The sequence below is a fragment of the Amphibiibacter pelophylacis genome, from assembly GCF_037688875.1.
Lineage (GTDB): Bacteria > Pseudomonadota > Gammaproteobacteria > Burkholderiales > Burkholderiaceae_C > Amphibiibacter > Amphibiibacter pelophylacis.
In genome coordinates this window covers 1-14,206 of the sequence record NZ_JAWDIE010000032.1, presented here as the reverse complement: position 1 = coordinate 14,206, position 14,206 = coordinate 1, and the positions used below count along the sequence as shown (strand labels likewise).

Here is a 14,206-nt window from a genome sequence, read left to right as displayed (position 1 = left end):
TTTCGGACTGCTCTATCAGCACGGTTAAGTGCCGCAGTGGCCGCTTCTTTCGCGACCTCTTCAATGATCCTGTCCATTCCTCCAGACGCTGAAATTCGTACATTGCGTGCAGCGCCGCCGCTCACAAAGTTCCCATTTTTGGACTTAATGGGGTTGCACCAAGAGTCAGTCATCACCATCCCCCTCACGAGTTGCGAATTTGTGAAACTCGCCCGGGCGAGAGCGCATATTTCAGAGCAACTTCTCGCCCAGACATCCCAGCCTCAAGATCCGTCTTGATCGCAGCATTGCGGATGTTCAAGACCTGCGACTGAAGCTCCGTGATCTCGCGCACCTGCGAATCGATAATTTTTTCGTGACGGTCAATTCGCTCGGCCATCGCAGCCTGTGCCTTGGCCAAGGCTGCTACGGCCTGCGTTATGAATTTTGTTTCTTTGCCCATTTTACCCTCTAAGGTATGTTTAAAGACCGCCACTTGCGGCGTGTCTTCAGTGATCCAGGCGCAAGAAGTTTAGTTCATTAAATTAAATTTTGCAACTCGGCTGCACTTGACTGGTGCGGGCCATGTCACAACGCCTGCCATCAGCAGATCACTTACCGTGCTTTATTTCCGTTTTCTGAGACGCACCCTATGCGGTCGCTGTTTTCCGGGCATCGCCCGGCGCGGGTTGACCAGGTAGACGGCGGCCACGCGAAGGCCTGTCACCAGTACACCAGGAGAACGAACCCATGAACGACACCGACACGACGACCAGAACCACGGACGCCGCGCCCGGCGACCGCGAGCTGTACCCGCTTCCCGCCTTCGTGACCTTCGCGGAGCCGCCCAGCGAAGCGCAGCGGCAAGCCGCCGACCAGTTGCGCCAGGTCGAAGGCTCGACGAGCTGACCAGGACGAAGAAAGGCCCGCACTGTGGCGGGCCTTGGTGTAGGTGTCCCCGGCTATTCGGCGGGACTCTGCCGGGGACTCAGAGCGTTTGCGCGGCGGGCGGCCATGCTTGACCGCGCCCCGCCTGTTGGCCTTACTTCCAACCGCCTTTGTAGCCCTTGTGGGTGTTAGTCGTGGGGTCGCCAACGTCGAAGGCGCGATCCGCTGCCACCTTGCGCGTGGCTTCCTTTTGTTCTTGCCCGGCGAGGTAGGTGTTTTGCTGGTTGAGCTGGGCCATCATGAGTTGCCGCAGCTTTTGGAGCTGCTGGACTTGTTGCTCTGCGATCTGCGAGCCGACCTGAATCGCTTGCATCTGGCCGGTGGCGTTTTGTGACATCGTGCGGAGCTGCTTCAGCGTCATTTCCTCAGTGGCGAACTGGTTCGACTGCATGTTTGCTGCCATGAGCGAACCCTTCAAGGTGTCCAAGGTCTTGCGCGACAAGTCCCGGTACTCCTTCTTGAAGTCGGTGCCGGTGAAGGTGAAGCCCTTGAAGGTGTTCTCGAACTGACTGGCGATGTTCGTCGCTGAGTAGGCCAGCGCCTGGCCTTGCTGGACAACGTCGGCCACTCCCCTCAAGTCGCCTTCTATCGCGCCCCACACCTGGGCCGGAATGTTGAAGGTGTTCTGAAGCATGTTCTGATACTGCTGCAACTGCGTCGCGTAGGACTGCACTTGCTGGAGGTACGAATTCGCCAGCTCGATGTTATTGGCGAGTTGGGTGATCTCGGTCGAACCGCCGAAGCCCGCAACGGAGCCAGCAAACGAGGGCGGCACTGCGGCCACCAGAGAGGCCGACACGATGAAGGCAATGAGGGTCTTCTTCATGATGATCCTTTCAATTAAATACGTATTTGCGTTGATGCGTTAATCTCGACCGCTGTCGAAGCGGATCTGAACGGTTGCGCTTGGTGCGGTGTCCGACTGAAGCTGTGGCGGTTTCACGTTGCGAAGGCGATCCAAAAGTCCGGGGCCATTTTCGGCTTCACCTGGTGGGCCGACGTTCGACTCTTCAGCGCTGATCCCGTTGGATTCAGTGGCCGGAGTGGACGTGGCGGCACTGGCCGGACTAGAACCCTTCGACTCGGAGGGCGGCACCACAGAACCGAAGTCATCCACGACAGGCCGAGAAGCTGCGGCAGAGACGGCAGCAGATGCCTCGGTGTTCGAGCTGGATGCCTTTGCACTTGAGCTGCTGACCTTGCCACCTTGCGATGCTTGTGCCGAGCCAGAGTCAGGGGCACCAGAAAGCGGCGCGGCAGGCGTGGACGAGTTACCCGAAGGCATCGAGCGTTGATCGCCGGTCGAGCTTGCCGCCGTCGACCGAGCCGAGGCCGATCCAGAGGCGGGGGTTACCCCGCCATTTCCAGCCGCGTGCGGCGCTGCGGGTGAGCTGCCAGAACTGGCTGGTGGCGCAACTTGATCAAAGCCGACCGACGAACCCGAGGAAGCACCAACAGTCCCTGCGAGGGTGGACAGGCTTCCAGCTGCCGAACTGCCAGCAAGGCCGGGCGAACCACCCCCGCCGCCACCCTTGAAGGCCACGCCTGCGGCTTCCGCGATTTTGCCCAGGCCTTTGCCAGCCGTGGCCGCAGCCCCGATGCCCCCCGCAACCATGCCACCAATGACGCCCGCAGCCGTCCCGCTAGTGAGCGAGGGAGCACCCGATAGCATCGAGGAGGCCATCGATGGAATCATCCAGGCCAGGAAGGCGAAGAAGGCGGCGCCACCCATCACCACCCAGGCATTGATGATGAATTGCAGGCCAGATGTCGCCGCATTCAGCAGAGCTGCCCAGCCGTTGAAAAGGGTAGAGCTGGCCCCGATCAGGAGGTAGATGGTCATGAGCTTGACCCCGACCGCAATCGCATAGCCGAGGTACTTCTGAACGAAATCCTGCGTCCATCGCGAACCACCGAAGCCCAGGAAGATGACTGCCGCTGAGATGACGAAGTAGCTCTCAATGAGCGTCACAAGTAGCTGGCCAGCGACCACCACGAAGGCGATGATGATGAACACTGCAGCGGGGAGCGCTGCCAAGACGACGCCAATCGCATCCCACATGTCCATGTCTGAAATGGACCTGAAGATGATGATGACGAAGTTCAGGCCTTGAGCGAACACTGCTGATGGACTGAGTACCCCCACCCCGCCCACCGTTGCTCCAGCGTCACGAAACGAGTTCATGAGCGCGGGTATCCATGTTGGGGCGAACTGTAAGAGCGCGTAGAAAAAGCCGACGCCCAGAATCTTGCTGACCATGGCCGCGATGAGGGTTCGCGTGTCGTCTTTCTCAAGCACGTACTTCGCGCCGGTGACGGCCAGCTCGATAGTCAGCAGCAACGCAAACAGTCGATTCGCGTAGGCCAACATCGGCCCCATCCACCCTGTCGCAGCGGCTTCGTAGGAGTCCGATATGCCGTCCAGGATGGCGGTGTTTGGTGCGACTTGAGCGAACGCAGAGCCTGCCAAGAGCGACAGGCCAGCAGCAAGTGTCGCTAGCCACAGAACATGAGTGCGGCGCGTGCTCATTTCTGGCCCCCTTTCCCATCGCCAGGAGGCCAGCCGCCTTTGTAGCCCTTGTGCTCACTGGACGAATAGAATGCCGCCGTCAGAGCACCGCAGCGTGCATCATGGGAGTAGTCACCTGCCTTCATGCGGGCATTGATTACTTGGTCACACTTGACGACCTCAGCCTTGAACTTGGCGCGATCTTTGGACAGTTTCGCAATCTCTGCGCTGTAGTCGCTGGCCGAGGTCTGCGCAGGCTCGTCGGTCTTGCCGCAGCCTGTCAGGGCGGCGATGCAGGCAGCGATGACCAGGACAACCGCCACCCGTGCCCAGCCCTTGCGGCGAGCGTAGGCGGGCATTGCCACAATCTCTTGATGAACCGAGCCGACGAGCTGGACGGAGTTCTTGAGCCACTTCATACGCCACTCCCGACCAGGAAAAGCACAGCCAGGCCAGCCATGACCGCAAGCGGCACTGCTAGAGGACGCAGCCGGGAGGGATCGAACCAGGCATTCAGTCCGACTAGGGCGAACGTGCCAGCGAACGCGCCAAGCATGGCGGTATTGCTAGACCACAGATTGAGAGCCCCGCCGAACATGGCAATCAGAATCGGCGTGACAGTCAGCAGCCGAAAAATCGGCAGCGACCGCGAGGCGCGAGCTGGGAGAGTGGGGACGACGCGGAAATCCGCGTCAACGACATCCGGGGACTGCCCCCGGTACGGTTTGAGTTGCGACATGGCCTAGCCCTTTCAGGTGTGGGCTTCCATGCCGGAGGGAGAGCGAGAACCGACCCGAAGACAGGAAAGCCCGTTGAGGAACGAACTTCGATCACCTGTCTCGCCGTGGTCTGTTTCACGGGAGCTATGCCGGGTCCGGCTTCAGTATCAGCGCGCGGTGGCTGAATCCATCGGTACGAACCTTGGCCGGTTATCACCGCCGATCCCGATACGACCGCGCGGATGTAGGGCAAATATGCCCGGCTTTAGGCTCTGAGACTAGCGAGGGGTGTCGCTTTCGCTACTTCCTCCCGACCTGCTTTCACAGGGGACACGCTGCATGCAGTGGTCACGTTCAAGTCAGTGCAATTTTAGGGTTTGCGGCTGACGAAGGCTACAGCTCGGGCCAGTTGTCGCCCTTGCTGGGTTGCCCCTTTTCTTTCCGGTTGCGCCTAGTGCTGCTGGTCCTCGGGGCCGCGAGGAACGACTTCAGTGTCGATCCTTTGACCGTGATCCCGCTTCCTTGCCCATCGTCTTTGAGCAGTTCGGCGACATCGTTCCAGTCGTGACCGCTGGCTCTTAGTTGCTCGATCTCGGCGCGGAGCATCAACACCGCTTCCTTGTTCGACTCGACCACGGTGCGCGGCTTCGGCGGCACTGTTTGCAGCTTCGATTTCAGGCGCTCGATGGTGTCAATCGAGATACCCAAGTTCGCTCCTTTCTGTGCTGTGAGTTCAACGCTTGGACTGTCCCCAACGTTGGACGCATGTTATCATCAAATTACGACGAAGAAAATAGGAGGACAGGATAGGGTTTGTAATACCGCTGACGCGGCATTCCACCGGCCCGCGCCAGTCGTTGCACTCCCTTTGCTGGCCTAACCTACCTGCTCAGGGCTACGCCCCGAGACCCCTCACCCGCCGCGCCCGTGGGGAGCTGCTTATGTTTTGCTGACCTTCTGCTTATGCAGGCCCGCAAGGCGGGCGCAGATCAGCAAAACATAAGCAAAAGATCAGCAGCGCGAGGCCAGGCATCCGCAAAAAATCAGCAAAACATCTGCAAAACATCAGCACTGCCGGGACGGTAGCAAAACATGAGCGGAAACGAAGCATTCGAGGAACGATGAGCAGCGAGCAGAGAAAGAAGACCGTCGCCCTAGCGGTGCGCCTCACGCCGGATGAGGCCGAGGCCATCCGCGAGAAGGCGCGCGACGGTGGCGTGACCGTATCGGAGTTCTTCCGAGCGGCGGCGCTTGGCCGCAAGACTCGCAGCACCATCGATGCCCAGGTCATCAACGAGCTGCGCCGCCTTGGAGGCCTTCAGAAGAAGATTCACAACGACACAGGCGGCAGCTACAGCAAGGAAACCGCCGACATCCTTCGCGCGATCAAGGATGCAATCGAGAGGCTAGGCCGTGGCGATCTTCAAGGCGACGGCCAAGCGTAACGACGGGCGTTCTAGCTTCGCTGCCTTGGTGTCCTACATCGGGCGCGAGGACACGCATGAATGCCGAGAATCCACCGCCCCGCTGATCGAGAGCGAGCTATTCGAGGGCATGCCCGAGCACCTGCGCGGCGAGCTGCTGACGTTGGAGGACTTGCCCGGACTGGATGACATCGAGCAGCGGGCACCGCTGCGCCAGGCGCGCACCTTGAGCAACGTCCAGACCTTGCGCATGGGTGGCACAGGTCGAGGCCGTCCCGCGCCCACTGTGCCGATGGAAACCAACTGCCTGGACATCGACACCGCCGCCGCTGAAATGCAGGCTGTCGCGGCCCTGAACCCGCGCATCAAAGACCCGGTTTATCACTTCCTGGTGAGCTTGAAGAAGGGCGAGCGCCTGCCCAATGAAGCGATGTTCGACATTGCCAGGCACACCATGAAGGGCCTCGGCTTTGAGGGCCACCAGTACGCGGCTGCCATCCACGCCGACACCGACAACCTGCATGTTCACGTCGCCGTGAATCGTGTGCATCCAGAGACTTACAAGGCCGTCTATCCCGACCGCGACCACTACAAGGGTGCGCGGGCCATGCGCGAGATCGAGCTTCGCTATGGGCTTGGGCACGACAAGGGGGCCTTTGCCGTGTTCGAGCGAGACGGGGAAACCGTCATTGATTGGGCCAGCAAGGACACGCGCAACACCAAAGAGAAGGCCCCCACCAAAGCCCGCGACATGGAAGTCCACGGGCGAGAAAGTCTATTCAGCTACGCCAGGGGAGAGCCGCGCGCGGCCATCGTTGAGGCCCTGAAGTCGCCTTCGTTGAGCTGGGGCGAGCTGCACCAGGTCATGGGCCGCTATGGGCTTGAGCTGCGCCAGAAGGGGCAAGGCTTCGCGGTCTACGACCGCAGCAACCCGGAGCAGACGCCCATCAAGGCCAGCGACATGCACGAGCGCCTGAGCAAAACCCGACTTGAGAAGCAGCTAGGCCCCTACCAGACCGCCCCGGAGATCGAGCAGCCAGCGCAGACGTACAACCCGGAGCGCAAGCCGAGCCGCGATCCCTTGAGCCGCGCGGAGCGCGCCGAGCTGCGTGCGCAACAGCGCCGCGAGCTGCGGGAGCTGTACGACCAGGCGAAGAGGCCGCTTGCTGATGACATCGCCAAACAGGTGCAGGCGCTCAAGGCAACCTATGCCCTGAAGGGCAAGACCATCACCGAGCAGGCGCAGGCCCAACGCAAGGCCATCCAGTCGGGCGACCACCCAGCCCCCATGAAGAAGGCCATGCTTTCAGTTCTTGCCGCCGAGACGGTCAAGCAGCGGGCGGAGCTGCGCGAGGCCATGAAGCGCGACCGAGCGGCCATTGGCAAGGTGCAGAACTACCGCGAGTGGGTTGCCGACCAGGCCGAGGCCGGGCATCCGGCAGCAATCAGCGCCTTGCGTGGCTACGTCTACGCCGACAAGCGCAAGCTGCGCCAATGGCAGTGGGCTGAGCAGAAGCGGGAGGGCTTGCCGGGCCTGAAGGCACCGGGCGAAGCCGACCAGGAGCCGCAGGCCTTCGAGTTCAAGACGGTCAAGGCGATGACCTACCAGGTCAACCGGCAGACTGGCGACGTGATCTATCAGGTGGCCGGGCGTGCAGCCTTCACCGACCACGGGCGGCGCATCACCTTCCAGGCCGCGAACGACGATGCCGTGATCCTCGCCGGGCTGAAGCTCGCACAACAGAAGTACGGTCAGCGGCTGGACGTGACAGGCAGCGACGCATTCAAGCGCCAAGTCGCAGCCGTGGCCGCGAGGCACGGCCTACGGGTGACGTTCACCGACCAGGCCATCGAGCAGCACCGGCAGCAGCTCGCCGCGCCGACCAAGCCCGCCGAGCTGGCGGCAGCGCCCAAGACTGCCGAGCAGTCCCGGCAGGAGGCCGAGCAGCTCGCCCGCCAGGCCATCGGCCAAGGAGTGCGCCTGCATGCCATCGGCGAAGGTGCGACCGCGCGGGGGCAGATCGTGGGAGAAACAGCCCATCACTACGTGCAGCGCGTTTCCCCGACCGTGGCTGCGATCCACGACAAAGCCCGGTTCGCTCACCTGCCACCAGGTCAGCGACCGAAGACCGGCCAACACCTTGCCATTAGCTACGCCGACACTAGGGGTAAGGCGGTTCCCATTCAGCCGCAAACGCGAGGCAAGAGCCTCACCCTGTGAAGTGCGGAATACTTGCTTTATTCGCAAATATACGTATCTACGCATTAGCGTAATTACATATTATATTTCGACCGTGATGCAGCATGGACGATTAACCAATGGGCACGCAACAGCGCCGCCCATGGTTGCCCTATCACAGACGGGGCCGCAGTGCGCGGCATAACCTTTATGCAGATCGACGACGAAGGCTTTCGCGCGTGGCGACTTGCTCGGAGTCAAGGTGTTCATTAAACGGTGGTTTTGTGTACGCTCTGGCTAAGCTGCTTTTTGAGGTGTTTTCTTCCTCTTAAAGTGTTAAAATAGTCGTCAATTTTTCAATGTTTCGGTATTGTTCATGAATCAACGTGTCGGATACGCACGAGTCTCAACAGACGATCAAAACTTGGATTTGCAGCGTGATGCGCTAAAGCAGGCCGGGTGCAATGTCGTCTATGAGGAATCGGCCAGCGGGAAAAATATTGATCGACCAGAGCTGGAGCACTGTCGCAAGGCGCTACGTTCCGGGGATACGCTTGTGGTGTGGCGACTGGATAGGTTGGGCCGCTCTTTGCCTGATCTTGTGCAGATCGTGGCAGAGTTTGAGAGGGACGGTATCGGCTTTGAGAGCCTGACAGAGAAGATCGAAACCGGCAGCGCAGCGGGTAAGCTGATTTTTCATGTGTTTGCTGCATTATCTGAATTTGAGAGAAACTTGATTCGAGAGCGTACACAGGCCGGTTTGATAGCGGCTCGTGCTCGTGGTCGATGTGGCGGTAGAAAGCCGAAACTTGACGACAAACAGTTGCGAGAGATTAAGCTACTTTTGGGAGATCCAAAAAGCAATGTGGCAGATGTGGCTCGCCGATATGGTGTTTCGAGAACAACGGTGTATAACCATGTTGGTGTGGTGTCGCCATGCAACACTTAATAAGCAATATGAAGATAAGTAAATGAGTATTAACAGGGACAAGCCTGATCTGTGGAAAGCTGACATTGGACGGTCGGTTGATTTATATAACTCATGGTTTATGGAATTTGCACCGAAGGCATTCCGGGAGACGCGAGTCAAAACGGCGGAGCAAGTTGAATTCGCTTTGCGGTCGACGGACAACCTCACCAACGTGACACCAGAATTATTGAAAGAGCATCCCAGAGTTCTGCCGATGTTGCGCATGTCTACTTGTCCGCCCATTGCAAGAGACCGATTGATTGGATTGGCTGGAATTTCCAAAAATCTCGTTGCGAGCATGGAAGATGCAGATACGCCGCGCATACCACCACGAATGCCTGTCGCTCAACTAGATGCCGAATTGGTGAAAATTGGCGCGATCATTGAAAAAATGGCTGATCCAGATATTTTCGTCTGGCTTGATCGTGAAGAATCTGCAACGGACAGTGAAGTGACCCGAGCAGCCACTGTTGTTGCTGATCGTTTGTGCGGCGCCGTCTCTGACCCGATTATTCGTAATGCTCAAGAAAAGAGGCAGCTCGCTGTAATAGCAGCTTGGTTGCAGGAACGTGGGTACACACAGCACGTTGCAACCAATGGGGTGAAATTCAATCAGATGCAGCCCGGTACTTATTCGTTCCGAATGAATGTCCAAATCAAGATGATTACGGATAATAACGAAGAAAAAATGGTGAATATCCCTGTCGATGCAGTCATCATGCCAAAATCAGCAGCTCCAGGTGATTTCCCTCTGCTGATTGAGGCTAAATCTGCGGGCGACTTCACCAACGTGAACAAGCGCCGAAAGGAAGAGGCTCAAAAGATGTCGCAACTGCGGAGCACTTACGGGCCGACGATTCGCTTTGGCTTGTTCCTCTGCGGGTATTTTGATAGCGGCTATCTCGGGTATGAAGCAGCAGAGGGAATCGACTGGGTGTGGGAACACCGGATCGACGATTTGGCTCAATACGGGATCTGAATATGGAACAGCGCGTTCATCACGAAACACTTCGCTTATCGATTCAGAACGGGCTGGATGCCCAAAAAACGGCACTAGAGCGGAACAAACTTGGCCAGTTTGCGACCCCGACTGTGCTGGCTCGGGAGGTGTTGTCGTATGGGCTGAGCTTGATGCCAAAAGGGGAGCGAGTTCGTTTTCTTGATCCAGCCATTGGCACAGGTTCGTTCTATTCGGCGCTGCGCGAAATGATTGGACGCAGGCCGGTAGAGGCTGCGAAAGGCTACGAGGTCGACCCTCACTATGGAGAGCCTGCCCGCGATTTATGGGCTAGTTCAGGCCTTGATATGGAGCTTTCTGACTTCACCCAAGCCCAGCCGCCGTGCGATGGCTTCAATCTACTAATCTGCAACCCTCCTTACGTTCGACATCATCATCTTGGAGCCGATGAAAAGCGCCGTTTGCAGATCGTGAGCAAGGAGTCTGCAGGTGTGAAGTTATCTGGTTTGGCAGGTCTTTATTGCCATTTCATGGCGTTGTCGCATCGCTGGATGAGTGATGATGGTGTTGCTGGCTGGCTGATCCCGAGTGAGTTCATGGACGTAAATTACGGGCGTGAATTGAAGCGTTATCTTCTAGAAGAGGTCACGCTGCAGCGAATTCATCGTTTCGATCCGAACGATGTTCAGTTTGATGATGCGCTAGTCTCTTCGGCAGTGGTCTGGTTCAAAAAGTCCAAACCACCAGCAGGACACGCGGTTGAATTTTCTTATGGTGGTACGCACACTGCGCCCGCTATATCGCGCCAAATTGCATCGATTGAGCTGGCTAACGAAGCTAAATGGACAAGATTCCCAAGGCAAGAGATTAGGGCGGCTATTGATACGCCAATCCTTTCGGACTTTTTCAGCATCAAGCGCGGCATAGCCACTGGCAGCAATGATTTTTTCATTTTGAGCCGAGAGAAAATTGCAGAGCTTGACCTGCCAATGGAGTTTTTCAGGCCAATTTTGCCCAGCCCGCGCTATCTCAAGAGTGATGAAATTCAGGCTGACGATCAAGGTAATCCAGTTTTGGCGCAATCACTTTTCTTACTAAATTGCAGCTTGCCAGAGAGTGAAATAAAATCCAAACATCGAAGTCTCTGGCGTTACCTTGAGTCAGGCAAAGAGGAAATGGGTTCGCGCTATCTCTGCAAGTCTCGACCTATTTGGTACAAGCAGGAAGATCGCCGCCCAGCGCCATTTGTTTGTACTTACATGGGGCGTAGTGATTGTGCTACTGAAAACCCGTTCAGGTTCTTATTGAACCACTCGCGTGCTGTTGTTGCCAATGCTTATTTAATGCTTTACCCGAAGCCACATGTCGAAGCGAAGCTGAATGGTCGTCCTGATGTGCTTCGCAGTGTGTGGAAAAAGTTGAATAATATTCGTCCTGAGTCGTTGATGAGTGAGGGTCGTATATACGGCGGCGGTTTGTATAAGATGGAGCCAAAGGAGCTGGCCAGGGTCTGTGCTCAGGAAATTTCAGCATTGCTAGAGTTTTAATGTGATGTCGAGTGGTCGCTATCACACCGCATTAATTGACGTGCTTTTAAATTAATAAATACGTATTTGCGCTGTGATGTGATAACGTATCAAAGGAGTGCCGCATATGCGTACATTAGTGATAGCGAGCCAGAAGGGTGGCGTCGGCAAGACCACTATCGCCGGGCACCTAGGCGTGATGGCTGAAATCCAAGGCGCGGGGCCGGTGGCACTGATCGACACCGATCCGCAAGGCAGTCTTGCGTGCTGGTGGAACGAGCGCCAGGCCGAGGCCCCCGCCTTCGCGTCGGTGGATATCGCCAACCTGCCCGGCCACCTGAAGCAGCTCGAAAAGGCCGGGGTGAAGCTGGCGATCATCGACACGCCCCCGGCAGTCACCGACACCATTCGCAAGGTGCTGGCCGTGGCCGACCTGGTGCTGATCCCGACCAGGCCAAGCCCGCATGACCTGCGCGCCGTAGGTTCTACGGTCGAGCTGGCCGAGGCGGCAGGCAAGCGCATGGTCTTCGTCATCAACGGGGCCGCGCAGCGGGCCAAGATCACCGGGGAAGCCGCTATCGCCCTCAGCCAGCACGGCACCGTGGCCCCGGTGACGCTCTACCAACGCACCGACTTCGCCGCTTCGATGATCGACGGGCGCACCGTCCAGGAGATCGACGCCGGAGGCCGATCCGCTGCGGAAATTATGGAATTGTGGATGTACGTATCTGCGCAAATCCGCAAGAAGTAAGATAAAATTACGTATAACCGCACTTACGTACAGGATTTATCAGCATGGCAAAGACAGCGAGCCTCACTTCCGGCCTGGTCGCCAAGAAGGGCCAGGCAATGCCCGCCGTGACCCACCAGGCCGAGGCCCCGGCGCGCGCTGCGGCCAAGACCGCCGCGCCCGATTACTACAAGGCCTTGACCGTCAAGCTCGACCGCGAGCGTTACGAGGCCTTGAAAACCTTGGGCGTGAAGCTCGACAAGAGGAGCCAGGAAATATTTGTCGAAGCCCTCGACCTCTATCTTCAGCAGACCGCGCAGAGCGCGTGAGGGTGCGGCCATGAGCGACCACAAGCGCTTTTTCGGAAAGACCTTCGCCGAGCTGGACGCCCAGGCGAAAGAGGCTGTTCGCTGCGCCGTGGCCGACCTACACGCGCGGGGCATCCCGACCTACCACATGGAAGGCGGCAAGATCATCGAGACGGCACCGGACGGCACCAGGCGCGAGCTGGACGCGCCGCCGGCGGGCGGGGCAGAGGAGGGCACCGAATGAGCAGCGCGCCAAAGTCATTTGATTCGGTACTGGCCAAGATCAAAGAGCGCGCGGCCAGCGCCCCCGCCGCCCCGCCAGAGCGCCGACAGCTCCCGCTGTGGCCAGAGCTTGAGCGTGCCATCCCGAACCACCTCGCCAGGTCTTCGCTGTTCGCACCCATCGCGCCAGGCCGTCGCAAGCAGCACGACCGCTCGGAGATCGCCAGCAGGGTTGACGTGAAAATCCTGTTCACCGGCAAGCAGCTCGACATGGCCGACTGCGATGTCTTCATGCAGGCGCTCTACGAGGCCCACCGCGCGCCCCTGGGCGAGCGGGTCATCATCAAGCGGGGAACCTTCCTCAAGGCCATCGGGCGCAGCAACGGCAAGAGCGACTATGAATGGCTCCATGAGGCCTTTCGGCGACTGTTCCTGTGCGCTATCGAAATCGAGGCCAAGCGGTACAAGATCGGCGGGACGCCGAAATCTTCCGGCCTGCACCTGGTGGACTCATTCGACTACGACCCCGAGGCTGACACCTACTTCATCAAGTTCGACCCGCGCATCCTTGCCCTGTTCCACAACAAGGAATATGCACTGATCGACTGGGAGAAACGCAAGCAACTGCACAAGCGCGTGGACATGGCGAAGTGGCTTCAGAACTACCTTGCGTCGCACGAGCCGGGGATTCACCGCATCGGCCTGAAGCTGCTCAAAGAGTGGATGGACTACAGCAGCCCCATGAACAAGTTCAAGGAGGCCTTTGGCGAGGCTATGGGCGAACTGGAGCGCCTGGAGATCATCGCCGGAGCCAGGATCGAGCCAAGTTCGCGCCGGGAGGTTCAAGCCGTCTGGACGAAGCTCTGATTGGTGTCAGAGCGTCGGGATAGCATTCCAGTTCTGTCACCACCGGACGGGCCAGGCGTCGGGATAGCATTCCACTTTGAGGGGGTCAAACGCCCCTTCTTGGGCCTATGGACAGCCGGTTTTGGGCGTCGGGATAGCATTCCAGTGCCATCGGGATAGCATTCCACCGCGTCGGGATAGCATTCCACGATGTCGGGATAGCATTCTGAGTGGGTCTCGTAAGCGCTTGGTTCATAAGTAATTTTCGGGGCCTTTTTTGCTTTAACCTGTTTTAACCTATCTTTAACCATGCTGGCCTGTGGACAAGCACCACGGGCACCAAGTGCAGGGGCATTCCTGCCAGGGCAGGAACCGGCAATGTCGTGCTTCGCATCGAGCCGCTGCGCGTCTCGGCCCCTTCGGGCTTCAGCGCCTTGCCGAGCTGGGCACCGGGATAGCGTTCCTCTCACGTCGGCAGCGTGCCAAGACCTTTGATAAGTGCCCCCCGGAGGGGGTGAAAGGCGCTATCGCGCCGACGACCCCCGATGAAAGAACCGCGCCCGCGGAGGCGGGCGAAGACAGTCCGCGGGGGAACGCAGTTCCCCCCTGTCGCGCTGCGGCTTCGCCTTCGCGCCGGACTCGACCCCCCCGGGGCCTGCGGCCCCCAAAACCGCCTTGAGGCGGTTTCGGCTCCCCCGCTAGGCTATCCAGAAAAAGAAACCCGCCCGCGCTGCACTTGGAAAAAGAGGGCGACGAGGCCTTAGCGGCTGCGCCAGAGCCTCAAGGGGTCGTCTCAGAAAACGGAAAATAAAGCATGCGAAGGGCGCTAGCGTATCCGTCTGTTGGAATGAGAACTATGCGGCTGTTTTCACGAGACGAAGATGCCCC

General features: G+C 58.6%; 16 protein-coding genes. 10 read left to right on the top strand and 6 right to left on the bottom strand.

Translation table 11 applies throughout. The features are described from left to right. Positions 1-184: 184 nt before the first annotated feature. Positions 185-442, bottom strand: a complete 258-nt coding sequence (locus tag RV045_RS14045; protein ID WP_423236424.1) for a hypothetical protein — start codon at positions 440-442, stop codon at positions 185-187. Between the two features lie 287 nt (positions 443-729). Between RV045_RS14045 and RV045_RS14040 the strand changes: the two genes are divergently transcribed. After that, positions 730-888, top strand: a complete 159-nt coding sequence (locus RV045_RS14040; RefSeq protein WP_423236423.1) for a hypothetical protein — start codon at positions 730-732, stop codon at positions 886-888. A gap of 133 nt (positions 889-1,021) precedes the next feature. On the opposite strand, the gene trbJ is transcribed toward RV045_RS14040, so the two are convergent. From trbJ to RV045_RS14015, 5 genes are all read right to left on the bottom strand, one after another. Beyond that, positions 1,022-1,753, bottom strand: coding sequence for a P-type conjugative transfer protein TrbJ (gene trbJ / locus RV045_RS14035; RefSeq protein ID WP_423236422.1), 732 nt, complete (start codon positions 1,751-1,753; stop codon positions 1,022-1,024). Positions 1,754-1,792: 39 nt separating this feature from the next. After that, positions 1,793-3,457, bottom strand: coding sequence for a P-type conjugative transfer protein TrbL (gene trbL, locus RV045_RS14030; protein ID WP_423236421.1), 1,665 nt, complete (start codon positions 3,455-3,457; stop codon positions 1,793-1,795). Further along, the gene (locus tag RV045_RS14025) at positions 3,454-3,855 is read right to left on the bottom strand and encodes a hypothetical protein (RefSeq protein WP_423236420.1); all 402 of its coding nucleotides are present in this window, start codon (positions 3,853-3,855) and stop codon (positions 3,454-3,456) included. Before RV045_RS14025 ends, trbL begins: the two co-directional genes overlap by 4 nt. Further along, entirely contained in the window at positions 3,852-4,175 is a 324-nt protein-coding gene (locus RV045_RS14020) for a hypothetical protein (RefSeq protein ID WP_423236419.1), read from the bottom strand. The genes RV045_RS14025 and RV045_RS14020 overlap by 4 nt, the downstream gene beginning before the upstream one ends. Positions 4,176-4,548: 373 nt before the next feature. After that, on the bottom strand, positions 4,549-4,863 hold the full coding sequence (locus RV045_RS14015; RefSeq protein WP_423236418.1) for a hypothetical protein: 315 nt from the start codon (positions 4,861-4,863) through the stop codon (positions 4,549-4,551). 413 nt (positions 4,864-5,276) lie between these two features. Between RV045_RS14015 and mobA the strand changes: the two genes are divergently transcribed. From mobA to trfA, 9 genes are all read left to right on the top strand, one after another. Continuing rightward, positions 5,277-5,600 carry a plasmid mobilization protein MobA gene (mobA, locus tag RV045_RS14010; protein ID WP_423236417.1) on the top strand — a complete coding sequence of 108 codons (324 nt, stop codon included), beginning with the start codon at positions 5,277-5,279 and terminating at the stop codon, positions 5,598-5,600. Then, positions 5,569-7,800, top strand: coding sequence for a TraI/MobA(P) family conjugative relaxase (gene traI / locus RV045_RS14005; RefSeq protein WP_423236416.1), 2,232 nt, complete (start codon positions 5,569-5,571; stop codon positions 7,798-7,800). The genes mobA and traI overlap by 32 nt, the downstream gene beginning before the upstream one ends. A 334-nt stretch (positions 7,801-8,134) precedes the next feature. After that, positions 8,135-8,707 carry a recombinase family protein gene (locus RV045_RS14000; RefSeq protein ID WP_423236415.1) on the top strand — a complete coding sequence of 191 codons (573 nt, stop codon included), beginning with the start codon at positions 8,135-8,137 and terminating at the stop codon, positions 8,705-8,707. 22 nt (positions 8,708-8,729) lie between these two features. Further along, on the top strand, positions 8,730-9,707 hold the full coding sequence (locus RV045_RS13995; protein ID WP_423236414.1) for a XamI family restriction endonuclease: 978 nt from the start codon (positions 8,730-8,732) through the stop codon (positions 9,705-9,707). A gap of 2 nt (positions 9,708-9,709) precedes the next feature. Continuing rightward, positions 9,710-11,233 carry an Eco57I restriction-modification methylase domain-containing protein gene (locus RV045_RS13990; protein WP_423236413.1) on the top strand — a complete coding sequence of 508 codons (1,524 nt, stop codon included), beginning with the start codon at positions 9,710-9,712 and terminating at the stop codon, positions 11,231-11,233. 106 nt (positions 11,234-11,339) lie between these two features. Beyond that, positions 11,340-11,963, top strand: coding sequence for an AAA family ATPase (locus RV045_RS13985; RefSeq protein WP_423236412.1), 624 nt, complete (start codon positions 11,340-11,342; stop codon positions 11,961-11,963). Positions 11,964-12,007: 44 nt separating this feature from the next. After that, complete coding sequence (locus RV045_RS13980; RefSeq protein ID WP_423236411.1) at positions 12,008-12,271, top strand: hypothetical protein; 264 nt, start codon at positions 12,008-12,010, stop codon at positions 12,269-12,271. 10 nt (positions 12,272-12,281) lie between these two features. Continuing rightward, positions 12,282-12,494, top strand: coding sequence for a hypothetical protein (locus RV045_RS13975; RefSeq protein WP_423236410.1), 213 nt, complete (start codon positions 12,282-12,284; stop codon positions 12,492-12,494). Continuing rightward, entirely contained in the window at positions 12,491-13,339 is an 849-nt protein-coding gene (gene trfA, locus RV045_RS13970; RefSeq protein ID WP_423236409.1) for a plasmid replication initiator TrfA, read from the top strand. Before RV045_RS13975 ends, trfA begins: the two co-directional genes overlap by 4 nt. The last annotated feature ends 867 nt before the right edge of the window (positions 13,340-14,206 follow it).